Raw genomic sequence first — 25721 nt, 5'->3', positions numbered from 1 at the left:
CCTTACCGTTTGGGCATCGTTCAGCGCCAGGGCATCCGCAACACCCTGATTTCCTACGTCGGGCTGGCCATTGGCTTTGCCAACACCATTCTGGTGCTGCCCCGGCTGCTTTCGCCGGCCCAGATTGGCCTCACGGCCAGCGTGCTGCTGCCGCTGGCCACCGTGGGGGCGCAGGTAGCATCCTTCGGGTTTGCCAACATGGGCATCCGGTATTTTCCGTTTTTCCGGAACCAGGGGCGTAATCATGCGGGCTTTTTCCCGCTGCTGCTGGGGCCGCCGCTGCTGGGCCTGGTGGTGGTGGCGCTGGCCCTGCTGGTGGGCAAGCCGCTGCTGCTGCGCTGGTACGACGCGGCCGACGCGGCCCTGCTGGCCCCGCACTACCTGGCGGCCATTGCGCTGGCGGGCTGCATCATGCTGGGCTCGCTGCAGGATGCCTACCTGCGCTCGCTCTACCACACGTCGTTTTCCTCGTTCTGCCAGGAGATTCTGCTGCGGCTGATGCTGGTGGGCGCGGCCGTGGCTTACAGCCAGGGCCTTATCAGCTTCCACGGCTTTGTGCTGGCCTACGTGGGCGCGTATGCGGTGGTGGCGGTGCTGCTGGCCATTTACCTTGGCGTCATTGGCGAGCTGCACCTGCGGCCTACGCGGGCGGCGCTGCGCATCAAGCCCCTGCGCGAGATGCTGGGCTTCGGGGCCTTTGTGCTGCTGAGCAACATCTCGGGCACGGTGCTGCTCAACATCGACAGCCTGATGGTGGGGGCCAAAGTGAGCCTGGCGGCGGCCGGCATCTACCTCATTGCCACCAACGTGAGCACCGCGCTGGTCCTTCCCTTCCGGGCCCTGTATAAAACGGCATTTTCGCTGATTGCCGAGTATTGGAAGGAAGGCAACCTGGCCAAGATGGCCGACTTCTACCGCCGCAGCACGCGCATCAACACACTGCTGGGCTGCTATTTAGCCCTCGGCATCGGCCTCAACCTGCCCTTCATCTACGGCCTCATCCACAAGCCCGAATACGCGGCGGGCACCGGCGCGGTGCTGCTGCTGCTGGCCGGCCGGCTGTTCGACGGCATCACCGGGGTGAACGGCATCATCGTGGCCACGTCGCCCCGCTACCGCTTCGATTTGGTGTTCAACATCTCGCTGGCCGCCGCCGTGGTGGTGCTCAACTGGCTGCTGATTCCGCGCATGGAGCTGGCCGGCGCGGCGCTGGCCTACTGCATTGCCCTGGTCGGCATCAACACGGCCCGCACCTGGTTTGTGTGGCGCACCTACGGCATGCAGCCATTTGATGGTCAGATTGCCCGCATCCTGCTGGTGGCCGCCGGGGCCGGTTTCGTGGCCTGGGTACTGCCCGATACCGGCAACGCCTGGCTCACGCTGCTCCTGCGCGGCGGCGTGCTCACCGTGCTGTACGGCGCGGGCGTGCTGCTCACCGGCACCGCACCGGAGGCCATGGCGCTGTTCGGGAAGTTGCGGCGGCGTTAAGCCCCCACCAGCTCCGGCTGCCGCTTGCGTCGCCGGGGCGCCGGCCCGTTCTGATTCATCTCGCGGTAGAAGAAGGCGAAGATGAGGGGGAAAATCAGCAGCGTGAGGATGGTGGCCGTCACCAGCCCGCCGATGACGACGATGGCCAGCGGCTTCTGGGTTTCGGAGCCGATGCCGGTGCTCAGGGCCGCCGGGAACAGGCCAATCATGGCCATGAGGGCCGTCATCACCACGGGGCGTACGCGCGAAGCCACGCCCAGGCGCAGGCTTTCGGCCAGGCTCAGCTTCTTGCGCAGGTTTTCCTTGAACACGGTGATGAGCACGATGCCATTCTGAATACAGATGCCCAGTAGCGCAATGAAGCCAATGCCGGCCGAGATGGAGAAATTGACGCCCGTGATGTGCAGCGCCGCAATACCGCCGATGAGGGCAAACGGCACGTTGGCCAGCACCAGCGCCGCGTCCTTGCCGTTGCCGAAGGTGATGAAGAGCAGGATGAAGATGATGACCAGCGACACCGGCACCACCTGGCTCAGGCGCTTGGTGGCCCGCACCTGGTTCTCGAACTCGCCGGCCCACTCGATGCGGTAGCCCTTGCCGAGCTTGATGGTCTGGTCCATTTTTTTCTGGGCTTCCGCAATAGTGCTGCCCATGTCGCGGTCGCGGATGGAGAACTTCACGGCAATGAACCGCTGCCCGTTGTCGTGGTACACGAAGGCCGGGCCATTGGCCGTGCCAATTTCGGCAATTTCCTTCAGGGCCACCTTGCTGCCCCGGATGGTGGGCACGCGCAGCTCACCGATTTTGCCTTCAGTGTCGCGGTCCTGCTTGGGGTAGCGCACGGTCACGTCGAACTTGCGCTCACCCTCGTAAATCTGGGTGGCGGCCTTGCCGCCCACGGCCATTTCCACCACGGTCTGGGCGTCGGCGGTCTGCACGCCGTAGGCAGCCATGCGGGTCTGGTCGAGGCGCACGCTCATCTCGGGCTGGCCCAGGTTACGCAGAATGCCCAGGTCCTTCACGCCGCGCACCGTGCCGAGCACTTTCATCACCTCGTTGGCCTTGCCGTCCAGTTCCTTGAGGTCGTTACCAAAAATCTTCACCGCCAGCGCCGCGTTGATGCCGGCCACAGCCTCCTCCACGTTGTCGATGATGGGCTGCGAGTAGTTGAAGATGATGCCGGGGTACTCCTTCAGCTTCTTGTCCATCTCCTCAATCAGCTGCTCCTTGGTGATGTTCCGCTTCCACTCCTCCTTGGGCTTGAGGTTGACCTGGGCCTGCACGTAGTAGATGCCCGAGGGGTCGGTGCCGTCGTTGGAGCGGCCGGTCTGGCTCAGCACCGACGTGACCTCCGGAAACGAGCGCAGGATGCGGCGGTAGTTGGCGGCCATTTTATTCGTTTCCGTCAGCGAGGAAGACATCGGCAGCTTGGTTTCCACCCACAGCGCGCCCTCGTTCAGCTCCGGCAGAAATTCCGACCCCAGGAAATTAAACGAGTACAGGCCCGCCGCCACCACGGCCATCGTTACCCCGAAGCTCAGCAGCTTGTGCCGGTAAGTAAAGCCAAATGCCTTGGTCACAATGCTATCGAAGAAGCTCACAATCGGATTGTGCTTCTCCTTCACGTCCTTGTTCAGCAGCAGCGAGCACAGCACCGGCACCAGCGTCAGGGTCAGAATGAGCGCGCCCACCAGGGCAAAGCCCAGCGTGTAGGCCAGCGGACTGAACATCTTGCCCTCCACTTTCTCAAACGAGAAAATCGGCAGCAGGCAGGTCAGAATGATGAGCTTGGCGAAGAACACCGCCTTGCCCAGCTCGCCGCCGGTTTTGCGAATCAACCCCAGCTTGGCCAGCTTGTTGAACTTCTCCATGCCCACTTTTTGGGCCTTGTGGTCGAGCACCACGAAAATGCCCTCCACCATCACCACCGCCCCGTCGATGATGATGCCGAAGTCGATGGCGCCCATACTCAACAGGTTGGCGCTCATACCTTTCAGGCGCAGGCACACGAAGGCAAACAGCAGCGCCAGCGGCACCACCACGCCCACGATGAGCGTGGTGCGCCAGTCGGCCATGAACAGCAGCACAATCAGCGTCACCAGCACGATGCCCTCAATCAGGTTGTGAATGACGGTGTGCGTGCAGTGGTCCATCAGCACGTCGCGGTCATAGAACGTTTTGAGGTACACGCCGCTAGGCAGCACCTTCTCGTTCAGCTCCGCAATTTTGGCCTTTACGCGGCCCAGCACTTCGGCCGGGTTTTCGCCCTTGCGCATAATCACGATGCCCTCCACCACGTCGCTCTGGTCGTCGAGGCCGGCCTGGCCCACGCGGGGGGCGTTGCTCTCGGTCACTTTGGCCACGTTGCGCACCAGCACCGGCACGTTGTTGATGTCCTTGACGATGATGTTGCCGATGTCTTCGGGCCGGGTGAGCAGGCCGATGCCGCGCACCACGTAGCTCTGCGAGTTCTTCTCAATCACGTCGCCGCCCACGTTCAGGTTGCTCTTCTGCACGGCGTCGTACACCTCCAGCGGGGTCATGTCGTACTTGGCCAGCATGGCAGGGTTCACGCTGATTTCATACACCTTGCGCGTGCCGCCGAAGGCCGCGATGTCGGCCACGCCGGGCACCGATTTCAGCTGCCGCTCCACCGTCCAGTCCTGAATGGCGAGCAGCTCGTTGGTGGTGCGCGGCGTGCGGCTCTGCACCGTGTAGCGGAAAATCTCGCCCGTTGGCCCGTAGGGCGGCTGCACGTGCGAGTCGCAGCCAGCCGGCAGGTTCACCCCGCTGAGCAGGTTGTTCACCTGCTGCCGGGCGAAGAAATCTTCCACGTTGTCTTCGAAGTTTATCTTCAGCACCGACAGGCCAAACATGCTGATGCTCCGCATGTTGCTTTTCATCTGCACCGAGTTCATGGCCACCTCAATCGGCGTGCTCACAAAGCGCTCCACCTCCTCAGCCGAGCGGCCGGGCCAGAGGCTCACGATAATCATCTGGGTGTTGGTAACGTCCGGAAACGCCTCGATGGGTGTGTGCAGGTAGCTGTAGGAGCCGCCGGCCACCAGCAGCGCCGTCATGAAGAAAACGAAAAAGCGGTTCTTCAGCGAAAAGGCGACGATGCCCGAAATAAACTTATTCATCAGAGCCGGGAGCGGGTGGGAATGAGCAGAAAATGAGAATTTGGTGAAAAGATGATGAGAAAACCATGAGGGTTGAATGAAGCCGCAGCGCATAAAAAAAGCCCGCTGCCGGACGTGGCAGCGGGCTTTTAAGCTGATTGTAAAGTCGCAAATATGCGTTTCTACATCAATGCGCAGCCGTCGGCTCTACGTAGCCTTTCTCGCCGGGCAGCGGCACGTATTTGGTGTGCTCCGAGCGGTAGAACCGCTCGAAAACCAGCGGGAAAATGAAGAGTGTGAGGATGGTACCCGTTATCAACCCGCCGATGACGACAATGGCCAGCGGCTTCGACGTTTCGGAGCCGATGCCCGTGCTGATGGCGGCCGGCATCAGGCCGATGGTGGCCATGAGGGCCGTCATCACCACGGGCCGCACCCGCGAAATCACGCCTTCGTTGATGCTGTGGTCGAGCGTGTGCTTCTTCACCAGGTTTTGCTTGAAGACGGAGATGAGAATCACGCCGTTCTGAATGCAGATGCCGAACAGGGCGATGAAGCCGATGCCGGCCGAAATCGAGAAGTTGGTGTGCGTGATGAGCAGCGCGGCGATGCCGCCGATGATGGCAAACGGCACGTTGAGCAGCACCAGTCCGGCATCTTTCAGGTTGCCGAAGAGGATGAACAGGATGAAGAAGATGAGGCCCAGCGAAATGGGCACCACCTGGCTCAGGCGCTGCGTGGCCCGGCGCTGGTTCTCGAAGTCGCCGGTCCATTTCTGCTCGTAGCCTTTGGGCAGCTGCACGTGGCGGTTCACTTTTTCCTGGGCTTCGGCAATGGTCGAGCCCATGTCGCGGCCCCGGATAGAGAATTTGACGGCGGCGAAGCGGCGGTTGTCGTCGCGGTAAATCAGGCTGGGACCGGTAACGGAGCCGATGTTGGCAATTTCACTCAGCGGAATGGTTTTGCCGTTCTGGGTGGGCACCATCAGGCCCGCAATTTCGGCCGGGGTCTGGCGGAACTGGGGCTCGTAGCGCACCCGGATGGGGAATTTGCGCTCCCCCTCGTACAGCTGCGTGGCCTGCTTGCCGCCCACGGCCATCTCCAGCACCGAGTTGGCATCCGATTTATCGACGCCGTAGCTGGCCATGCGGCGCTCGTCGAGGTCGACGTGGAACTCCGGCTGGCCGATGTTGCGCAGCACGCCCAGGTCGTCGATGCCGCGCACCGTTTTCAGCACCTCATACACTTCCCGCGCCTTGGCCTCCAGCGTGGCCAGGTCGGTGCCGTAAATCTTCACCGCAATCGAGCCTTTCACGCCCGAGGCGGCTTCTTCCACGTTGTCGGTAATGGGCTGCGAGAAGTTGAAATCCACCCCCGTAAACTTGTCGAGCTTGGCCTTCATGCGCTCCACCAGGTCTTCGCGGTAGGCCTTCGATTTCATCTTCTTTTCCACCTCCGGCGTGTGCTTCAGCTGCACCAGAAACTCGTTGTTGTAGAAGCCCGTGGGGTCGGTGCCGTCGTTGGGGCGGCCGGTCTGGCTCACCACGTCGCTCACTTCGGGGAAGCTCAAAAAGTCGCGCCGCATCTGGTTGCACAGCTCGTTTGAAGACTGCAGGCTGATGCTCAGCGGCAGCTGCGCCCGCACGTAAATCGAGCCCTCGTTCAGCTCCGGCAGAAATTCCGACCCCAGAAACGAGAACGAATACAGGCCCACGGCCGTCACGGCAAAGGCGATGATGAGGCTGGCCGTTTTGCGGGCGTAGGTGAAAGCGAAGAAGCGCTGCGCCCCCCGGTTCACGGCCCGCACAAAGAAGTTCTCCTTTTCTTTCACATCCTTTTTCAGCAGGATGCTCACCAGCACCGGCACCAGCGTGAGGGTGAAAATCAGCGCGCCCAGCAGGGCGAAGCCCAGCGTCCAGGCCAGCGGGCTGAACACCTTGCCCTCTACTTTCTCGAAGGAGAAAATGGGCAGCAAGGCCGTGATAATAATGGCTTTGGCGAAGAAAATCGACTTGCCCATGTCGCGGCCCGACTTCTTAATCAGCCCGAGCTTGGAGAGCTTGTTGAAGCGCTCCATGCCCAGCTCGTGCGCCTTGTGGTCGAGGGCCACGAACAGCCCCTCCACCATCACCACGGCCCCGTCGATGATGATGCCGAAGTCGATGGCGCCCATGCTGAGCAGGTTGGCGCTCATGCCGCGCAGGCGCAGGCAGATGAAGGCAAACAGCAGCGCCAGCGGAATGATGACGGACACGATAATGGTCGTGCGCCAGTCGGCCATGAACAGGAACACAATCAGCGTCACCAGCACAATGCCTTCGAGCAGGTTGTGAATCACCGTTTCGGTAGAGAAATCGATGAGCTGCTGCCGGTCGTAGAAGGTTTTCATCTTCACGTCGGGCGGCAGAATCTTGGTATTCAGCTCGTTCACCTTGTCGTGCAGGCGGGCAATGACTTCCGACGGATTTTCCCCCTTGCGCATCACCACGATGCCTTCGAGTTTGTCGTCCTCGTAGCCCCGGCCCACCTGGCCCAGGCGCGGCAGGGCGCTTTCGCTCACCTTGGCCACGTCGCGCACCAGAATGGGCACCCCGTTCACGTTCTTAATCACCGTGTTGGTGATGTCCGAAATATTGTTGAGCAGGCCGATGCCGCGCACCACGTAGTTCTGCTGGCCCTGGTTTATCACGTCGCCGCCCACGTTGATGTTGGAGCGCTGCACGGCATTATACAGGTCGAGCGGCGTGAGGCCGAAATCCTGCAGCTTGCCGGGGTTCACCGAAATTTCGTAGTCCTTCACCTCGCCGCCGAAGCTGTTCACGTCGGCCACGCCGGGCACGGCTTTCAGGTTGCGCTCAATCACCCAGTCCTGCAGGGTTTTCAGCTCGCGCACGGTTTTGTCCTTGCTTTCCAGCGTGTAGCGGTAGATTTCGCCGGTGGGGCCGTAGGGCGGCTGCACGTCGGGCACGATGCCGTCGGGCAGGTCTACTTCGCGCAGCAGGTTGTTCACCTGCGGGCGGGCGAAGGCATCGTCCACGCCGTCGTCGAAAATCACTTTCACCACCGACAGCCCAAAGAGCGTGGTGCTGCGCACCGAGGCCTTTTTCTGCACCGGGTTCAGCGCGATTTCAATCGGCACGGTCACGAATTTCTCCATCTCCTCGGCCGAGCGGCCGGGCCACTGCGTGATGATGGTGATTTCGGTGTTGGTCACGTCCGGAAACGCCTCGATGGGCGTGTTCCGGTAGCTCACCACGCCCATGATGATGACCACCAGCGTCAGCAAAAAGACGAAGCCTTTATTCTTCAGCGAAAAGGCGATAATGCCTTGGATGAACTTGTTCACTTCCTGGAGTTATAAGTTGTGAAGGATGAGTGATGAGTTGGGCAAGGCGCGGCCAGTCCGACCAGCAAAAGCGGCGGTTCGGGGGCTGAATCAGGAGTCGGAACTGGCCCCGCGATTGGACCAATTCATCACTCATCATTCATCACTCATCATTTGATAATCAGTCGTTCAGCTCGTCGTACACCAGCAGCTGGTCTTTGGCAATCACCACGTCGCCGGGCTTGAGGCCGGCGCTCACGTAGCTGTAGTCGCCCACCGTTTTGCTGATGGTCACGGGGCGGGTTTCGACGTGGGTGCGGTCCCGGAACACCATCACGAAGTTGCGGTCTTTGTCAAAAACGACCGATTTGGCGGGCACGGCCAGGGCCTTGGCGCCTTCGGTGTTCTCCACCCGCACCTGGGCATACATCTCGGGCTTGAGCAGATAGCCGGGGTTTTCCAGCTTCACGCGCACCTTCATCACCTTGCTGTCGGGGTCCAGCACGTTGAATACTTTGTCAATCTTGCCCCGGAAATGCTTATCGGGGTAGCTCAGCGTGGTCACGTCGGCATCGTAGCCCACCTTCACCTTCGAGATATCCGACTCGAACACGTTGGCCATAATCCAGACATCGTCCAAGTTACTCACCGTGAACAGATTGCCCACGTTGTCGTCGTTGAACTGCTCGTGGTCGGTGGCTTTTTTCTCGGTGATGAACCCCGAAATCGGGGCCCGCAGCGCATACATGCCATCGGCCCCCACGCCGTACACGCTGAGCTGTTTCACGTTTTTGCCCACCGTGCCCCGGGCTTTGGTCACCTCGGCGCGGGCCAGCACCACGTCGCGCTCCGAGTTCAGGCCTGCCTTGTACATATCCTCGGCCACGGCCAGGTTTTTCCGGGCAATGTCGAGGTCCGACGTGGCGGCCGTGGTCTGGTTCTGCACGTCGGCAATCTCGCCCGACTTGATGACGGCCAGCACCTGGCCCTTGGTCACCTTGTCGCCGAGCTGCACGTTCAGCTTTTCCACCACGCCGCCCACCAGCGGAAACACCTGCACGGTCTTGTCGCCATCGGCCTGGATTTCGCCGGTCAGCACCAGCTCGTCCTGAATGGGCCGCTCGCGCACCGTGTCCAGCACAATCTGCTGCATCATGGTGTCAGACAGGCGAAAGCCCTCCTTTTTTTCTTCTTTAGCTTCGGGTTTGGAGCAGCCTGCGAGGGCCACGGCGGCCAGCAAGGCCAGGAAAGGACGGTTCATTGTATTGCGCTGTTAGCCATCAGCTGATAGCTGCTAGCTTTTGATGAGGGATAGATTTCAGGAAGATATGCCAGCCAGGCGCTGGAGGCTGGCGGCCGAGCCAGGCTACTGGTCGGCACGGAAGACGGGCTTGCCCACCGCAAAGTTCAGCTGCTCGAACGCCCGCACCCGGTTGGCGCGCAGGGTATTGAGCTGCACCAGGTTGTTCTTGTAAGACTCGAAAAAGTCGAGGTATTCCACCACCGACAAGATGCGTTTGGCATAGCTCTGCTCGATGCCGACCATGAGGCGGGCAAAGGGCGACGTGTCGCGGTCGGTGCTCTGGTAGAGCTCGTCGTTGCGCGCCGCCAGCTGGTAGGCCTGGTGCACCTCGCTCTGCACAATGAGCTGCTGCTGGTCCACAAGCAGCTTGCTGCCCGCAATCTGGGCCTTGGCCGCCTGGATATTGCCCTGGTTGCGGTTGAAGATGGGCACCGCAATGCCCAGGGTCAGCGCGTTGTAATTATTGATGTAGGAGCCGGCCTTGTCGTAGGTGTAGCCCACGGCCAGGTCGGGCGTGGCCAGCTTTTGCTGCAGGCGCAGGTTCAGGTTTTGCTGTTCCAGGGTGGCGCGGCGGGCGTTCAGGTCGGTGCGGCGCACCAGGGCCGTGTCAATGAGCTGCTGCTCAGAATAGCCATTCAGGCTCAGGGCGCGCGTGCGGCTGGTGTCCACTACGGGCACAAACTGGCTGCCGCTGGCATCGCGCAGCAGCACGTGCAAATCGGCCTGGTCCGAAGCCACGTCGTTGAGAATGCCCTGCCGCTCGCTTTGCAGCGTGAAGAGAAAGGCCCGCAGCCGGATTACTTCCTTCAACGCAATGTTTCCCTTCTCAAACTGCGTCTGGTAGAGGCCCACCGTGCGCGTCAGCGACGAAATCTCCGTAGCGTAAGCCTTCAGCGTCTGCTGCTTATAGAACACGTCGTAGTACGTAGTGCGCAGCTGGTAGCGCAGGTTGCGCAGCAGGTCCTGGAGGTTGTATTGCTCTACCACGGCGCCTTGCTGGGCGGCCTGGCCGGCGGCCTTGCGGCGCCCGGCCAGCGAAAACAGCTGCTGCACCGTCACAATTGCTTCGCTGGAAGGCGTGCCCTCGGGCACCGTGGGGCGGCCAAGGCGGCGGCGCAGCACGTCCTGCTCCACATACAGCGTCGGGTTATCGATGAGGCGGGCCTGCACGGCCTGGGCCTGGGCCACCGTCACATTATACTGCTGGGCCAGCAGCGCCAGGTTGTTCTGAAAAAACTGCTGCTCGGCCTGCGGCAGCGTGAGGCGAATGGTATCGGCCGGGGCAGGCGGCACGGTGGTAGCCGGTGCTTGGGCGGCAGCGGGCAGCAGCACACCGCAGCAGCAACTGAACAGAACCGCAAAAAATAGACGAGACATATCCTTTATTGATGACCTGACAAAGTTGGCCGGGTTCGCATGAGGATAAAATGAATGTAACGGCAATGCCGCCAACGCTTCCGATTACTCGGTGAACGGGGCTTCCTGGCCGGTTAGAAATCACCGTTCGGCACCGGGCTGCTACCGTGGCTCTCCCCGGCACCAACCTGAATGACTGAAACTGGAGCCGCCTGCGCGGCGTGCAGTGCCGGGCGCACCGGGCGCAGCGCTCCCAGTACCACCACTCCTGCTCCGGTCATGAGCAGCAGCACCGCTGCCACCACGTACCACCGCGCGCCCGGCTGCTGAGCAGCCACCTGCCGCACGGCGGCGTAAGTCGTTGCGCTGATGCGCCAGGGTTGCTTCGGGCGCAGCCCCGCAACCTGCACCAGGTCTTTCAGCTCGGCGGGCAGCATGGCCTTAGTCTTGGCTTTCAAGCCCTCCAGCACGGTGGCAAGGCCTTCGGCCTTGAGCGTATGGCAGGCAGCATACTTGCCCACCACGCCCAACAAAGCCGTGCCCACCAATGCCAGCAGACTACGCACCAAGGCAGGCTGCAGCCCGGCATACCGCGCCAGTTCCCGCACGACTATCCCCTCCGCATCCCCAAATGCCACTGTCAGCAGCTCTTCGCCAAGATGCAGGGGGCTGCCAGCGACCTCGCGGCCCCCGAGCATTACCAATATTCCGGTTACGTCAGTCCGAACCGGCGGCTGGCACAGCTCATATACCAATGCCGCGTTTTGTGTGGCGGCACGGGTCAGCCCGCCCAACATCACCGGCACGGCTCCGCCAAGCATTCGCTTCATGCTGTTTGCGCTCGCCCCCAGCCGGGCAGCCAAATGTCCGCTCAGCACTGGTGGAAATGCAGTGGAGACAGCCGCGAGTAAATCCGACATAGCAAGAGGAATGGTAGATGGGTATCCTTTAGTCGAGACAAAGTAGCGGAATTATCTCCCCCTCATTTTCTGCATTCCGACAAAGCTGCCATCCTGCCCGGCCAACCATCGTTTTTACCTGCCAGATGAATGGCCCAATCAGCTAAAATGGACCTGAACTGTGAGACCAAACGCTCCCAACAGACACGCAAACACAGCGGTAACCGTATAATTTTCAAAATTTTACAAATACCCTTCAGCGTGTCATTTTCTTCGGGTTTGCGGGCAGCTATGCCCTAGTCATCCTCATAGTCCAGCCCGAGGCAGCTGTTCAGCGCCTGCAGCAGCTCGCTGGCGGCGTGCTGCTGGCCAGCCTTGCGTGCCACCTGCAGCCCGGTCCGGTACACTTTCTCCGCATCGTCTTTCCTTCCAAATTGTTCCAGCAGCTTGCCGGCATGGTAGTAAGTCCCCACGTAGTCGGGATGCTCCTGCATTAACTTTTGGTAAAATTCCCAGGCGCGCTCCGGCTCCTGCGCCCGGTACTCGGTAGCCAGGGCATATATCGTGAAGGCATCGGTGGGGTCGTCGGCGTAGAAAGCCAGCAACTGCTGCAAACGTGTGGGCGTAGTGTTCATTAGGGCGAGAGATTTGTTTACCTTTGGGGCAAAATTGCGGCTTTTCTCCCGCATCTCGTTGTATAAGGGTGGTTGCCGGAAACCGGCAAGCCCCTTCAGGTTGTTATGCATGCAGCCTTTTTTCTTTGATTTCGCCACCCAAACCCTCTTTAGATGAAGTTTCTGGTTTGCATTTCCAACGTGCCCGACACGACCACCAAAATTGCCTTTACGCCCGATAACAAGGAGTTTAACAAGGCCGGGGTGCAGTTCGTGATTAACCCCTGGGATGAGTACGCCCTCACCCGCGCCATTGAGCTGAAGGAGGCCGCCGGCAGCGGCACCGTTACCGTCCTCAACGTGGGCGAGGCCGACACCGAGCCCAACATCCGCAAGGCCCTGGCCATTGGGGCCGATGACGCCATCCGCGTCAACGCTGCCCCGCAGGATGCCTACTTTGTGGCCGAGCAGATTGCGGCCATCGCTAAGGAAGGTGCCTACGATGTGATTCTGATGGGCAAGGAAAGCATCGACTACAATGGCTTTCAGGTGCACGGCATGGTGGGCGAAATGCTCGGCATTCCGACCGTGGCCCCGGCTATGAAGCTGGACATGAGCGGCAACACCGCCACGCTGGAGCGCGAAATTGAAGGCGGCAAGGAAATCGTGACCGTGAACACGCCCTTCGTGGCCTCGTGCCAGCAGCCCATGTGCGAGCCCCGCATCCCCAACATGCGCGGCATCATGACGGCCCGCACCAAGCCCCTGAAAGTGGTGCCCGCCGTGGGCGAGCCCGCCCGCACCACTGTGTCCGAGTACGCACTGCCGCCCAAAAAGCAGGGCGTTAAGCTCATCGACCCGGCCAATGCCGCCGAGCTGATTACGCTGCTCCGCACCGAAGCCAAAGTCATCTAGTTACATTATGAATTAAAAATTATGAATTATGAATTGCTATCATAAGAGTCTTGAGGCTCAAATGGCAATTCACAGTTCGTAGTCAGCAATTCATAATTTCTAACTCATAATTCATAATTCTCTCCAGATGTCTGTATTAGTTGTAGTTGAATGCGCCGACGGCGAAGTAAAGAAGTCGTCGCTGGAAGTTGCCTCGTATGGGGCGCAGGTGGCCGCCCAACTGGGCACCACCGCCACGGCCATTGCCGTGGGCGAAGCCAATGAAGCCAACCTCGCCAAACTGGGCGAGCAGGGCATTGCGAAAGTGCTGTACGACGCGGAGCCGCGTCTGAAAGACTTCGTGAACAATGCCTATACCAAGCTTATTGCCACGGCAGCGGAGCAGGAGCAGGCCAACATCATTGTGCTGGCCAACAGCAACATTGGCGCGGCAGTAGGCTCGCGCCTGTCGGTGCGGCTGAAAGCCAGCCTGGCGACCAACGTGGTGGCTCTGCCTAAAACCGACGGCGGCCAGTTCACGGTGAAGCGCGGGGCTTTCTCGGGCAAGGCGTTTTCGGATGTGGTGCTGAGCGGCGACCGCAAAATCATTGCGGTGAAGAAAAACTCGACCGAAGCCACGCACGATGCCGGCAAAACGGCTGAAGTAGCCAGCTTCTCGGCTCAGCTGTCGGATGCCGACTTTGCCGATGCGCCCAAGCAGGTAGTGATGCAGGACCAGGCCGGCGGGGTGCTGCTGCCCGAGGCCGAACTGGTCGTTTCCGGCGGCCGGGGCATGAAAGGCCCGGAAAACTGGAACCTGATTGAGGATTTGGCCAAAGCGCTGGGCGCGGCCACGGCGTGCTCCAAGCCGGTGTCGGACGTCGACTGGCGCCCTCACCACGAGCACGTGGGCCAGACGGGCATCACCATCTCGCCCAATCTGTACATTGCCTGCGGCATTTCGGGCGCTATTCAGCACCTGGCCGGGGTAAACAGCTCGAAGGTGATTGTGGTCATCAACAAAGACCCCGAGGCCCCTTTCTTCAAAGCGGCCGACTACGGCATCGTGGGCGACGTTTTTGACGTATTGCCCAAGCTGACTGCTGCCGTGAAAGCGCTTAACTAATACCAGACGTGAACTGATTGGGGGTTCGGGCAGTTGGTTTTCGGCAGAAAACTACTGGCTGAGTCCCCAATCTTTTTTTGGGGTTTCGCGGTTTCAGGGGCAGTATTCGGCGGCAGATGCCCGGACTTTCCTTTATTTGCAGCTACATCCTTTTCATCGGCCCCGGCCGCTGCCCAGCCGCCCCTCCCCCCACGCCCCAAGACATCCAGTCCCCTATTACCTTGAAAAAAATCCAGCTTGAAATCCTGGGCCTTTCGTCCAGCCAGTCCCAATCTGGCTCCTTCGCGCTGATTTTGGGCGAGAAGGGCGGCAACCGCCGCTTGCCCATTATCATTGGCATGTTTGAAGCGCAAAGCATTGCCATTCAGATAGAAAAAATCAGCCCCAACCGGCCCCTTACGCACGATTTATTCAAGTCGTTTGCCGAGCATGTGCACGTCGTGATTCTGGAAGTCGTGATTTCCGACCTCAAGGAAGGTGTTTTCTACTCGCGCATTGTGTGTTCCGACGGGGCCACGACGTTCGAAATCGATGCCCGGCCCTCCGATGCCATTGCCATCGGCCTGCGCTTTGGGGTGCCCATCTACACGGTCGAAAGCGTGCTGAGCGAAGCCGGCATCATTCTCTCCGACCTTGACGAAAACGAAACCGACCCGGAAGACGAGGACGACGACGAGGACGACGATGCCGAACACGACTCGCCCCGCGCTCCCCGGGCCCAGCCCGAGCCCCGCGACCCCAGCGGGCAGGTATCGATGGAGGAGTTGTCGAAAATGCTTTCCGAGGCGCTTAACCGCGAAGACTACGAAAAAGCTGCCAAGATTCGCGACGAACTGAACAAGCGCAACGGCTAGCACTCGAATCGAAAATCGGAAAAGTGAAGAGTTGACCGGGATTTTCCCCGATTGGCTCTTCACTTTTGCTTTTCGGGCTTTGCTCCCTCTTCTGCTCAACTTTTACTTCTGTATGGACGACTCCCTCAAATACCCCATTGGCCGCCCGCAGCTGCCCACCACGCCCCTTACCGCTGCCGAGCGCAAGGCATTCATCCAGCAAATTGCGGAGCTGCCGGCTCAGCTCACGGCGGCCGCCAAAGCGGTGGGCGGCGTGGGCCTGGAACAACCCTACCGCCCCGGGGGCTGGAACGGCCGCCAGGTGATTCACCACGTGGCCGACTCGCATATAAATGCCTACGTGCGCTTCCGGCTGGCCCTTACGGAGGACAACCCGACCATCAAGCCTTACGAGGAACAGGCCTGGGCCGAGCTGCCCGACGTGGCCGCCACGCCCATCACGGTGTCGCTCACGCTGCTGGAGGCGCTGCACACGCGGTTTGTTACGCTGCTGCACCATCTCACCGAAGCGCAGTGGCAACGCACGTTTTATCACCCTGGCAACCAGCGCACCGCTACGCTCGACCAGACGCTGGCGCTGTATGCCTGGCACGGCCGGCACCACCTGGGGCACCTCAGGCTGCTGCTGCCCAAAGCAGCCTAGGTGGTGCTATACCAAAAGCCCGTCCTGCTGAATGTGGCAGGACGGGCTTCGCGGTAATTTTCGGGCTACCGTCAGATGCCGCCGCCCGACTCGCTCTCCTCGGCGAATGCAGCGATGCCGCCTTCCGTCTCCTCGTCAACGCGCTTGGCGGCGCGCACCAGGCTGCTGCTGAAGATGAAGTCCCGGAGCTCGGGCACGGTGGCGTTGAGGATTTCCTCCTTGGTGCCGTCCCACAGCTTTTTGCCCTGGTGCAGGAAGATGATGTGCTCGCCAATCTCAATCACCGAGTTCATGTCGTGGGTTACGATGACGGTGGTGATGTTGTATTCGTGCGTGATTTCCTGAATCAGGCCGTCGATTTTGATGCTGGTGAGCGGGTCGAGGCCGGAGTTGGGCTCGTCGCAAAACAGGTAAGTACACTGCGGCGCAATGGCGCGGGCAATGCCAACGCGCTTTTTCATGCCCCCGGAAATCTCGGCGGGCATTTTATTGCCGGCATTTTCGAGGCCCACGCGCTTGAGGCAGAACTCTACCCGGTCGCGGCGCTCCTCGGCCGACATCTCGGGCGTGAGCATCTGGAGCGGAAACTCCACGTTCTGCGATACCGTCATGGAGTCGAACAAGGCCGAGCCCTGAAACAGCATCCCGATTTTGCGGCGGATTTCCTGCCGAATGTCAATCTTGCTGTTGGTGTACACGGTGCCATCGAAGGTGATGGAGCCGATATCGGGCTTCATCAACCCCACGATGCACTGCAGCAGCACGCTTTTGCCCGTGCCCGAGCCGCCCAGCAACAGGTTGCACTTGCCGGTTTCGAAGGTGCAGGTGATGCCTTTCAGAACGGGATTTCCGTCGAACGACTTTTCGATATTCGATACCTCAATCATGATGTAACAGGTAATTGAACGAATGGCTGAATGGGTGCACAAGCGGCGTTTGCGGCTTCATGCACCGGCCTATTTGGTCGTTTGCGTCTTGATTTAGAGCAGGATGGCAGCCAGCGCAAAGTCGGCAATCAGGATGGCAATGATGGAATTAGTGACGGCTCCGGTGCTGGCAGCGCCTACTTCCAGGGCTCCGCCCGTGGTATAGTAGCCCTTAAAGGAAGAAATGCCGGACACAAGGAAGGCAAATACCACCGCCTTGATGAGGGCAAACACGATGTTGTAAGGGATGAAATCGGTGCGAATGCCTTCGATGTAGTCCTGGGCCGTCATCACGCCGGTGAGGGTGCCCGCGAGGTAGCCGCCCAGAATGGACAGCAGCATGGCCAGAATCACCAGCAGCGGAAACATGAGCAGCGCCGCCAGAATACGCGGCAGCACCAGGTAAGAGGTTGAGTTGATGCCCATTACTTCCAGCGCCGACACCTGCTCGGTGATGCGCATGGTGCCCAGCCCGCCGGCAATGCTGCTGCCCACCTTGCCCGCCAGCACGATGCTGGTGATGGTGGGGGCCAGCTCCAGAATGGTCATCTCGCGCACCATGTAGCCGATGGTGGACTGCGGAATGAGCGGGTTGGTGAGGTTATAGGCAATCTGGACGCAGGTAACGGCCCCGATGAAGGCCGACACGATGGAAACAATGACGATGGAATCGACCCCGATGAGTATGGCCTCGTCGATGGTGCGGTTCCAGAGCACACTAAACCGCTCCGTGCGCGTGACCATGCCGCGCATAAAGAGGACGAACGAGCCGAAAATTTTAAGCATGAGAAGCTGTTAGGAAATAAAAACCGTTGGGTGGGCGCCGGTGTTGCTGCAAGCAGAACTTTGAGGGCCTCGCCACCTTACGTAAAATCAGATGAGCACAGCGCAAACCAGTGAAAAATTAATTGTCGTCACGGGCGGCAGCAAAGGTATTGGGCGGGCCGTTGTGGAACGCTTTCTGCGTGCCGGCTATCCGGTGGCTACCTGTGCCCGCTCGGCCCCCGACCTGGCCACGCTCACAACCGAATTGCGGGCGAATGTTCCCGGAGCCGTGCTGCATACCCTGCCCGCCGACCTCAGCCAGCAGGCCGACTGCGCCCGTTTTGCCGCTTTTGTGCTGCGCCTCCAGCTGCCCGTTGCGGTGCTGGTGAACAATGCCGGGGCCTTCGTGCCGGGCCGCCTGCAGGACGAGCCCCTCGACGGCTCCCAGCTTCGCCAGATGCTGGCCGTGAACCTGCTCAGCGCCTACGACGTGACCTTGCCCCTGCTGCCGGGCCTCGTGGCACAGGGCACGGGCCACATCTTCAACATCTGCTCTACGGCCAGCATCACGGCCTATCCCAATGGCGGCTCCTATGGCATTGCCAAGCACGCCCTGCTGGGCTTCACCAAAAACCTGCGCGAGGAGCTGAAAGCCAGCGGGGTGCGCGTAACGGCCGTGCTCCCCGGCCCTACCCTCACGGCCAGCTGGGCAGGCGTGGAGCTGCCCACCGAGCGGTTTGTGCAGGCCGAAGACGTAGCCGAAGCCGTTTTTTCGGCCCATAATCTATCGGCCCACGCGGTGGTGGAAGAGCTGCTGATTCGGCCGCAACTGGGCGATTTGTAGCCGGCGTGGCCCGCAGGCTACTCTGCCCGCTTGCTTCCCCGGCCCGTTACCTGGATGCCCACGGTGGCTGGCGCGCCGCCGTAGTACACCGTGCCATTGCCGGCCACCGTGCCGATAACCAGGTCGGAAGCCCGCACGTGGGCATCGCCGTCGCTGTCGCGCGTTGTGGTGAAATAGCACCGCCGCAGGGCCAGCCCCTGGGCAAACAGCCGCCCTGCCCCGCCGAGGGTAAAATTGAGCTCCTCGGCTGTGCCCCGCAGGTTGAAATCGCCGAGCTCGTATTGGTCGATGTTCAGGTAGCGCGCCTGCAGGCTCAGGTCGAAATCGCCGGCCCCGATGAGGTGGCAGAACATGGTATCCTGGGCAAAAGCTCCCACGGTACTCACGTTGCCCTGGCCGCGCAGAAACAGGTTGGCAAGGCGCGGCAGGTGCAGCGTCACCTCGCGGGGCGAGTCGTAGCTGCGCGTCCAGTTGCAGGTGCTGGTGTTGGTTATTTCCAGCGCGTTGCCTTTGCGGGTGAGCACAATGTCGTCGATGAGATTTTCGCCGGCCCGCACTTCGGCGTAAGTCTGGGCATCCTGCACAAGGCGCAGGTCCACGTTATCGAAAGCGGTGACGGTAACCAGCCCGGCCTCCACGGCGCGGCGGTGCGTAACGATGGAACCGGTGCTTTTCAGGCAGTCGGTGCCGTGGCCGGGGCCGCAGGTGCTCAGGCTCATAGCCAGTGCGAGGCCCAGCCCGGCCCGACTTAGCGTGCGCCCTATCCTTCCAAACCCTCTCAGGCCGCTAACTTGCGGCCGCAAACTCGTATAGCGCATCTGCATCCTTACTTTTTCCAAAGATAAATGGACCTTACCGGTAAAGTTGCTATCGTAACCGGCGCCAGCAAAGGAATCGGCCGCGCCACCGTGGAGGCCCTGCTGGCACGCGGGGCCGCCGTGGCCGGCTGGGCGCGCACCGCCCCCGAGGGTCTGACGCACGACCGTTTCCAGTTTTTCGAGTGCGACGTGCAAGACGAGCACTCGGTAGCCGAGGCCCTGACCAATACCCAGCGCGAGCTGGGTCCGGAAATTCAGGTGCTGGTGAATAACGCCGGCCTGGGCATCATGGGCGACGTGGACGGCTTCAAAACCGAGGACTGGAAAACCATGTTCGATACCAACGTGCTGGGCACCTTCTTCTGCACCCGCGCCGTGCTGCCGCAAATGAAAAAACAGCACGCGGGCCACATCGTGAACGTGGCCTCGCTGGCCGGCACGGCGGGCACGGCTGGCTTGAGCGGCTACTGCGCTACCAAGTTTGCCGTGCGCGGCTTCTCTGATGCCTTGTTTAAGGAGCTACGCCCGGCGGGCATCCGCGTGACGTGCGTGATGCCCGGCTCGGTCGAAACCAACTTCAACGGCAAGGAGCCTGGTGTTACCCCGGACCCGCACAAGATGCAGCCCGAAGACATTGCGGCCGCCATTGTACACGCCATCGAGGCACCGGACACGACGATGATTTCGGAGATTCAGCTGCGGCCGGCGAATGTGAAGTAATATGGTATTGAAAGAACGTCATGCCGAGCGCAGCGAAGCATCTTTACCGCAGTAGTAAATGGATTGCGTTGTACGGTAAAGATGCTTCGCTGCGCTCTGCATGACGTTCTTTTGAACAACGAGACAACATCAACCACACATGGTAGAAATCGAGCACCTGACCAAAACCTACGGCACCCAAAACGCCGTGGACAACATCAGCTTCACGGCGGGAAAGGGTGAAATCGTGGGCTTCCTCGGGCCGAATGGCGCGGGCAAAAGCACGACCATGAAAATTGCCACCGGCTACCTCCCCCCCACCGCCGGCACCGTGCGCGTGGCCGGCTACGACGTGCTCGCCGACAGCCTGGAAGTGCGCCGCCACGTGGGCTACCTGCCCGAGCACAACCCGCTCTACCTCGACATGTACGTGCACGAGTACCTCGAATTCATCGGCTCGGTGCACGGGCTGCGCGGCCCCGGCCTGCGCACCCGCGTGAGTGAGCTGGTGCGCCGCGTGGGCCTGAGCCGCGAGCAGAACAAGCAAATCGGCGCGCTGAGTAAGGGCTACCGGCAGCGCGTGGGCCTGGCCCAAGCCCTCATCCACGACCCGGAGGTGCTCATCCTCGACGAGCCCACCACCGGCCTCGACCCCAACCAGATTCTGGAAATCCGCCAGCTCATCCGCGAGGTGGGCGAGGATAAAACCGTCATTTTCAGCACCCATATTCTGCCCGAAGTCACGGCCCTGTGCTCCCGCGTGCTCATCATCAGCCGGGGCAAGCTGGTGGCCGACAGCCCGGTGGCCGAGCTGGCCGCCCGCGCCGCCGGCGAAACCGTGGTGCGCGCCGAGTTTGAAGGTCCGGTGGATACCGCCAAGCTGGCCCTGCTTCCCAATGTGCGCCACGTCGAGTTCGCGCCCGACGGCGCGGTATTACTGCGCACCGCGCCGGGCACCGATGTGCGCGCCGCCGTGTCGCGCCTGGCCGGACAGGAAGGTTGGATTCTGCTGGGGCTGCGGCAGGAGCAGCAGAGCCTGGAGGAGGTGTTTGGGGAGTTGACGAAGTAAATGGCAACGATAAAAAGAACGGTCATGCAGAGCGCAGCGAAGCATCTTTACCTCAATACTAACTAATTACTTGCGCGGTAAAGATGCTTCGCTGCGCTCTGCATGACGTGCTTTTACCTGACGCTCAGATACTATGCTTACCATCCTCCAAAAAGAATTCAACGCCTTCCTGAACTCCCCCGTGGCCTACGTGGTGCTGGGGGTGTTCCTGATTGCGACGGGCCTGTTCGTCTGGGTTTTCCCCGATAGCAGCGTGCTCGACTACGGCTACGCCGACCTGCAGACGCTGTTCAACCTGGCCCCGTGGATATTCCTGTTTCTGATTCCGGCCCTCACCATGCGCACGTTTGCCGAGGAGAAGAAGGCCGGCACCATCGAGCTGCTGCTCACCCGGCCGCTCACCGACGGGCAGATTATCGGCGGCAAGTACCTAGCCTGCCTGCTGCTGGCCCTGCTGGCGCTGGTGCCCACGCTGCTCTATTATTACTCGGTGTACAAGCTGGGCAGCCCCGAGGGTAACATCGATTCGGCTGCCACGGTGGGCTCTTACCTGGGGCTGGCGCTGCTGGCGGCAGTGTTCGCGGCCATTGGCATCCTGGCCTCGGCCCTGACGCGCGACCAGATTATTGCCTTTCTGGTGGCCGTGGTGGGCTGCTTTCTGGTGTATTCAGGGTTCGATTCGCTGGCCTCGGTGCTGCAAGGCAGCGCGGCTTACTACGTGAGCCAGCTCGGCATCGCGGCCCACTACCGCGACCTGAGCAAAGGTTTGGTCGACTCGCGCGACTTGGTTTATTTCTTCAGCGTGGTGGCCGTGGCGCTGCAAGGCACGCGGCTGGCTTTGCGGAGCCGGAACTGGTAGTAGAACATGCTTTAGCTTGTTCCCGTCTGCCATCAATTGACCTCTATGAATCCATCCGAAAACTCGTTCTCCCCGGCGCAAGCTGAAGCTTACGCTACAAGCCGCAAACGCAACGACCTGCTAACCTTCGCCGCCATCATCGGCGGGCTGCTGCTGTTCAACTTCATTGCCCAGCGCTTCTTTTTCCGGGTCGATATGACCGAGGAGAAGCGCTACACCATGTCGGACGCGACCAAGAAACTGCTGCGCGACCTCAAGCAGCCGGTCACCGTCACGGTGTACCTCAGCGGTGATTTCCCGCCTGCCTTCCGCCGGCTCGAGCAGGGCGTGCGCGAAACCCTCACCGAATTCCAGGTCTACGGCGGGGCCAACCTGAACTACATTTTCATCGACCCCAGCGCCGGCAGCACCGAAGCTGCCCGCAACACCTTCTACCAGAGCCTCTTCAAAAAAGGCCTGAAACCCACCAACCTTGGGGCCACCGAAAACGGCAAGCGCGTCGAGAAAATCATTTTCCCCTACGCCGTGGTGAGCGTGGGCGGGCACGACAAATCGGTGCTGCTGCTGCGCGGCAACCAGGCCGCGCCGGCCGAAGTGCGCCTCAACCAAAGCATCGAAGGACTGGAATACGAGCTGGCAAGCACCATCCGGGCGCTGGTGCCCAGCCTGCGCAAGCGCATCGGCGTGGTGGAAGGCCACGGCGAGCTCGACAACGTGCAGGCCGGCGACATGCTCGGCAGCTGGCAGCAGCAGTACGACGTATTCCGCGTCACGCTCAGCAAGGTGAAGGACCTGAGCGCGCTCGACGCCATCGTGGTGGCCCAGCCCAAAACGCCCTACTCCGAAGACGACAAGTTCAAGCTCGACCAGTTCATCACCCAGGGCGGCCGGGCGCTGTTTTTTGTCGATGCCCTGCGCGTGGACCTCGACAGCGTGAGCCGCAACGGCGCCTCGCTGGCCACGCCCTACAACCTCAACCTCGACAACCTGTTCTTCAAATACGGCCTGCGCCTGAACCCCAACCTGCTGCTCGACCTCAACAGCGGCCAGATTCCGCTCGTGACGGGCATGGAGGGCGCCAAGCCCAAAATCGAGCCCATGCCCTGGCAGCTCTACCCGCTCATCAACAAGTTTAGCCCCCACCCCATCACCCGCAACCTCGACGCGGTGTACCTGAAATTCGTGGGCAACCTCGACACGGTGAAGGCCACCGGCATCCGCAAAACCGCGCTGATGACCACCTCGCGCTACACCCGCGTGCTCCCCGCCCCGGTGCCCATCAACTTCAACGACGCCCGCCTCGAACCCAACCCCAAGCTCTATCAGAAGGGTTTCCAGCCGGTGGGCTACCTGCTCGAAGGCCAGTTCACCTCACTCTTCGCCAACCGCGCCCGGCCCGGCACCCTGCAGTTCCAACCCGAGAAGCCGGCCAACGCCAAACCCAGCAAAATCCTGGTCGTGTCCGACGGCGACTTCATCCGCTCCGACGTCGACCCCAAAACCGGCAACCCCTACCGCCTGGGCTTCGACCGCCTCGCCAACACCGAATTCGCCAACCGCGAGCTGGTCCTCAACGCCACCGACTACCTGCTCGACGAAACCGGCCTCATCGCCGTGCGCGGCAAGCAAATCACCCTCCGCCCCCTCGACAAAGTGAAGCTCGCCGAGCAGCGCCGTCGCTGGCAGCTGCTCAACCTCGGCGCGCCGCTGCTGTTGCTGGGGGCTTTCGGGGCCGTGCGGGCTTGGCGGCGCAAGCGGCGCTACGCGGGGTTTGCGAGCTAACGGATATAGCCTGGCACCCTCACCTGCATAACCAAACGCAGCAAAATGGAAGACTTTCTGGCCGGAATCATCGAGCAGCTGTTTGCCATTTTGCTTCTGATTCCAATTGGCTTTGTGTATTTGTGGCTGCGATACCGCAATAAATTGCGCGTAAGAGAGACGCTTGCAAGAGAGTATGAGAACAGCTATGCCAATGTGGGCAGTGCTATAGTGGCAAATACAATTGCCGCATTAGGAGCTCTGGCAGTGGGCAGTCTGGTGCTTCTCGCAGTCGTAGTTCAACTACGGGAGTGGCTGAACACCTAAAGCTCCTTCAGCAACTGCGCGCTGTGGAATATTCGGGCTTTTTGTCCTTGCCCTTAGAAGAATGGGCCGGCCGGTGAATTTCAAGCGCCTATGTATTTTGTCAGGTACTTGCAACCCAGGTTTCAGACACATGCGGGAACTGAAAGACCTCTGAAATCTGAGTTGCGAACACTTATGTATCTCTGCGGGACTCTGCAACTCGGGCCACGAACAGTTACAATTCCAATGGCCTCGACGTATGATGAATCTTCAAAATCAGGATTCGCTCATCCGGCAGCAATTCGTAGATAATGCGATAGTTGCCTTCCAGCAACTCCCGCAACGATTCGTCATTCGGAGCTTCGGGCAACTTGCGCCCTGACTGCGGGAAGTTGTGCAAAACATCAACCCGGCTGATGATTTTGTCCAGCAAGCGCTTCGCGTAAGCTGGGGAGTTTTGCGAGAGGTATTCGTGTAACTGGTGCAGGTCGTCGCGGGCACCGTTGGTGAAGGTTATTTTTGCCATGAGCTCACCTCGCGCTTCATGTCTTCAAAGGATACCGTTTCACCGTTCTCACCCTGCTTGCGGCGATTTTCAAGCTCCTCCAGCAGAATCAAACGTTCCACCAACTCATTAAGCTCAAAATTGAGTGGGAGGGATTTAATAGTTTCGATGGCAGCTTGCTGATTCATGGCGTAGTAGCAATAGTATGTAAAGCAAGATACGCCTGCTACGAATAGGTTGGTTCAACGAATGGATGAAGCTGGTCAAAATCGCCCTTCCAAAGCCCAACCGCACCCCCTATCTTTGCCCTCCCTTAATCCCAGCCCTAGCCTCGCACCATGAAATTCATCGTATCCTCCTCCGCGCTGCTTAAGCAGCTGCAAAGCATCAACGGCGTGGTCACGAACAACCCCGTGGTGCCCATTCTGGAGAACTTTCTCTTTGAGATTGAGGCCGGTAAGCTCACCATCACCGCTTCCGACCTGGAAACGAGCATGATTACCGAGCTGCCCGTGGAGGCTCGCGACACCGGCCGCATCGCCGCGCCCGCCCGCATCCTGCTCGACACCCTCAAGAACCTGCCCGACCAGCCCGTCACCTTCACGCTGGACGAGGAAACATACACCATCGAAATCAGCTCGGCGAATGGCCGCTACAAGCTGGCCGGCGAGAACGCCGCCGACTTCCCCCGCGTGCCGGTGGTGAAAGGCTCGGCCCCGATTGAGATGCCCTCGTCGTCGCTGGCACGTGCCATTAATAAAACCATCTTCGCGGTGAGCACCGACGAGCTGCGCCCGGCCATGACCGGCATCCTCGTGCAGCTGGCCGACGCCCAGGTGACCTTCGTGGCCACCGACGGGCATCGCCTGCTCCGCTACCGCCGCCAGGATGTGGGCGCCGGCCAAACCGCCAACCTCATCATCCCGCGCAAAGCCTTCAACCTGCTGAAGGGCACGCTGCCCTCGGAGGCCACGCCGGTGAAAATCGAGTTCAACCAGAGCAATGCCTTCTTCAGCTTCAACCAGATGCGCCTCGTGTGCCGCCTGATTGATGAGCGCTACCCCGACTACGAGAACGTGATTCCGGTGAGCAACCCCAACAAGCTCATCATCAACCGCGCCGAGCTGCTGAATTCGGTGCGCCGCATCAGCATCTACTCCAACAAAACCACCCACCAGGTGCGCCTGCGCCTGGCCGGCTCCGAGCTGGTGGTTTCGGCCGAAGACCTCGATTTCAGCAACGAAGCCAAGGAAACGCTGAGCTGCCAGTACGACGGCGAAGACATGGAAATCGGCTTCAACGCCCGCTTCCTGCTCGAAATGCTCTCGAACATCGACTCCGAGGAAATCACCCTGGAGCTGAGCACGCCCAACCGCGCCGGCCTGCTCATGCCCACCACCCCCGACGACAACGAAAGCATCCTGATGCTGGTGATGCCGGTGATGCTGAACAACTACGTCTAACTTTTTGCCTTCAGAACTGTCATCCTGAGCGGAGCGAAGGACCTTATCACCACCGAACGAAAACCGTTCTGACTGGATAAGG

The 25721-nt window shown here is 60.6% G+C and carries 23 protein-coding genes; 12 read left to right on the top strand and 11 right to left on the bottom strand.

Features of this window, described 5'->3' with window-relative positions:
* The first annotated feature begins 9 nt into the window (after positions 1–9).
* Entirely contained in the window at positions 10–1488 is a 1479-nt protein-coding gene (locus ACYVHT_RS08525) for an oligosaccharide flippase family protein (protein WP_460550028.1), read from the top strand.
* Here the strand turns inward: ACYVHT_RS08525 and ACYVHT_RS08520 are convergent.
* The 6 genes from ACYVHT_RS08520 to ACYVHT_RS08495 form a co-directional block, all read right to left on the bottom strand.
* Positions 1485–4631, bottom strand: a complete 3147-nt coding sequence (locus ACYVHT_RS08520) for an efflux RND transporter permease subunit (protein WP_460550026.1) — start codon at positions 4629–4631, stop codon at positions 1485–1487. The two genes, ACYVHT_RS08525 and ACYVHT_RS08520, sit on opposite strands and share 4 nt — an antisense overlap.
* Before the next feature lie 166 nt (positions 4632–4797).
* The gene (locus tag ACYVHT_RS08515; protein WP_460550023.1) at positions 4798–7956 is read right to left on the bottom strand and encodes an efflux RND transporter permease subunit; all 3159 of its coding nucleotides are present in this window, start codon (positions 7954–7956) and stop codon (positions 4798–4800) included.
* A 160-nt stretch (positions 7957–8116) separates the two neighbouring features.
* Positions 8117–9196 carry an efflux RND transporter periplasmic adaptor subunit gene (locus ACYVHT_RS08510; protein ID WP_460550021.1) on the bottom strand — a complete coding sequence of 360 codons (1080 nt, stop codon included), beginning with the start codon at positions 9194–9196 and terminating at the stop codon, positions 8117–8119.
* A gap of 105 nt (positions 9197–9301) precedes the next feature.
* Complete coding sequence (locus ACYVHT_RS08505) at positions 9302–10570, bottom strand: TolC family protein (protein ID WP_460550019.1); 1269 nt, start codon at positions 10568–10570, stop codon at positions 9302–9304.
* 158 nt (positions 10571–10728) lie between these two features.
* The gene (locus ACYVHT_RS08500; protein ID WP_460550017.1) at positions 10729–11514 is read right to left on the bottom strand and encodes a DUF937 domain-containing protein; all 786 of its coding nucleotides are present in this window, start codon (positions 11512–11514) and stop codon (positions 10729–10731) included.
* 275 nt (positions 11515–11789) lie between these two features.
* Entirely contained in the window at positions 11790–12128 is a 339-nt protein-coding gene (locus ACYVHT_RS08495) for a tetratricopeptide repeat protein (protein WP_460550015.1), read from the bottom strand.
* 153 nt (positions 12129–12281) lie between these two features.
* On the opposite strand from ACYVHT_RS08495, the gene ACYVHT_RS08490 reads away from it, so the two are divergent.
* The 4 genes from ACYVHT_RS08490 to ACYVHT_RS08475 all read left to right on the top strand — a co-directional run bounded on the left by ACYVHT_RS08490 (position 12282) and on the right by ACYVHT_RS08475 (position 15624).
* On the top strand, positions 12282–13022 hold the full coding sequence (locus ACYVHT_RS08490; RefSeq protein ID WP_460550013.1) for an electron transfer flavoprotein subunit beta/FixA family protein: 741 nt from the start codon (positions 12282–12284) through the stop codon (positions 13020–13022).
* Between the two features lie 127 nt (positions 13023–13149).
* Positions 13150–14127: an electron transfer flavoprotein subunit alpha/FixB family protein gene (locus ACYVHT_RS08485; protein WP_460550011.1), complete on the top strand. Its 978-nt coding sequence runs from the start codon at positions 13150–13152 to the stop codon at positions 14125–14127.
* Between the two features lie 221 nt (positions 14128–14348).
* Positions 14349–14981 (top strand): bifunctional nuclease family protein, encoded by a 633-nt coding sequence (locus ACYVHT_RS08480; RefSeq protein ID WP_460550009.1) that lies wholly within the window; start codon positions 14349–14351, stop codon positions 14979–14981.
* A 112-nt stretch (positions 14982–15093) separates the two neighbouring features.
* Entirely contained in the window at positions 15094–15624 is a 531-nt protein-coding gene (locus ACYVHT_RS08475) for a metal-dependent hydrolase (protein WP_460550007.1), read from the top strand.
* A 71-nt stretch (positions 15625–15695) separates the two neighbouring features.
* Here ACYVHT_RS08475 and ACYVHT_RS08470 read toward each other — a convergent pair whose 3' ends face one another.
* Both ACYVHT_RS08470 and ACYVHT_RS08465 read right to left on the bottom strand, forming a co-directional pair.
* Entirely contained in the window at positions 15696–16511 is an 816-nt protein-coding gene (locus ACYVHT_RS08470; RefSeq protein ID WP_460550005.1) for an ABC transporter ATP-binding protein, read from the bottom strand.
* Between the two features lie 93 nt (positions 16512–16604).
* Positions 16605–17336, bottom strand: a complete 732-nt coding sequence (locus ACYVHT_RS08465; RefSeq protein ID WP_460550003.1) for an MlaE family ABC transporter permease — start codon at positions 17334–17336, stop codon at positions 16605–16607.
* Positions 17337–17427: 91 nt separating this feature from the next.
* On the opposite strand from ACYVHT_RS08465, the gene ACYVHT_RS08460 reads away from it, so the two are divergent.
* Complete coding sequence (locus ACYVHT_RS08460; protein WP_460550001.1) at positions 17428–18159, top strand: SDR family oxidoreductase; 732 nt, start codon at positions 17428–17430, stop codon at positions 18157–18159.
* 17 nt (positions 18160–18176) lie between these two features.
* On the opposite strand, the gene ACYVHT_RS08455 is transcribed toward ACYVHT_RS08460, so the two are convergent.
* Positions 18177–18878 (bottom strand): head GIN domain-containing protein, encoded by a 702-nt coding sequence (locus tag ACYVHT_RS08455; RefSeq protein ID WP_460549999.1) that lies wholly within the window; start codon positions 18876–18878, stop codon positions 18177–18179.
* A 126-nt stretch (positions 18879–19004) separates the two neighbouring features.
* On the opposite strand from ACYVHT_RS08455, the gene ACYVHT_RS08450 reads away from it, so the two are divergent.
* The 5 genes from ACYVHT_RS08450 (at position 19005) to ACYVHT_RS08430 (ending at position 23692) form a co-directional block, all read left to right on the top strand.
* On the top strand, positions 19005–19697 hold the full coding sequence (locus ACYVHT_RS08450) for an SDR family oxidoreductase (RefSeq protein WP_460549997.1): 693 nt from the start codon (positions 19005–19007) through the stop codon (positions 19695–19697).
* A 139-nt stretch (positions 19698–19836) separates the two neighbouring features.
* Positions 19837–20745, top strand: a complete 909-nt coding sequence (gldA, locus tag ACYVHT_RS08445; protein WP_460549995.1) for a gliding motility-associated ABC transporter ATP-binding protein — start codon at positions 19837–19839, stop codon at positions 20743–20745.
* 133 nt (positions 20746–20878) lie between these two features.
* Positions 20879–21604, top strand: a complete 726-nt coding sequence (gene gldF / locus ACYVHT_RS08440) for an ABC-2 transporter permease (RefSeq protein ID WP_460549993.1) — start codon at positions 20879–20881, stop codon at positions 21602–21604.
* Positions 21605–21649: 45 nt separating this feature from the next.
* Positions 21650–23386 (top strand): motility-associated ABC transporter substrate-binding family protein, encoded by a 1737-nt coding sequence (gldG, locus tag ACYVHT_RS08435; protein WP_460549991.1) that lies wholly within the window; start codon positions 21650–21652, stop codon positions 23384–23386.
* A 45-nt stretch (positions 23387–23431) separates the two neighbouring features.
* Complete coding sequence (locus ACYVHT_RS08430) at positions 23432–23692, top strand: hypothetical protein (protein WP_460549989.1); 261 nt, start codon at positions 23432–23434, stop codon at positions 23690–23692.
* Positions 23693–23906: 214 nt separating this feature from the next.
* Here ACYVHT_RS08430 and ACYVHT_RS08425 read toward each other — a convergent pair whose 3' ends face one another.
* Positions 23907–24197, bottom strand: a complete 291-nt coding sequence (locus ACYVHT_RS08425) for a type II toxin-antitoxin system RelE/ParE family toxin (protein ID WP_460549987.1) — start codon at positions 24195–24197, stop codon at positions 23907–23909.
* Positions 24185–24364, bottom strand: coding sequence for a hypothetical protein (locus ACYVHT_RS08420; protein WP_460549985.1), 180 nt, complete (start codon positions 24362–24364; stop codon positions 24185–24187). The genes ACYVHT_RS08425 and ACYVHT_RS08420 overlap by 13 nt, the downstream gene beginning before the upstream one ends.
* A 150-nt stretch (positions 24365–24514) precedes the next feature.
* On the opposite strand from ACYVHT_RS08420, the gene dnaN reads away from it, so the two are divergent.
* Positions 24515–25639, top strand: a complete 1125-nt coding sequence (dnaN, locus tag ACYVHT_RS08415) for a DNA polymerase III subunit beta (RefSeq protein ID WP_460549983.1) — start codon at positions 24515–24517, stop codon at positions 25637–25639.
* The last annotated feature ends 82 nt before the right edge of the window (positions 25640–25721 follow it).

Source organism: Hymenobacter daeguensis, from assembly GCF_054780555.1.
The sequence above is the reverse complement of the archived record's forward strand: the minus strand, read 5'-3'. Positions and strand labels throughout refer to the sequence as shown.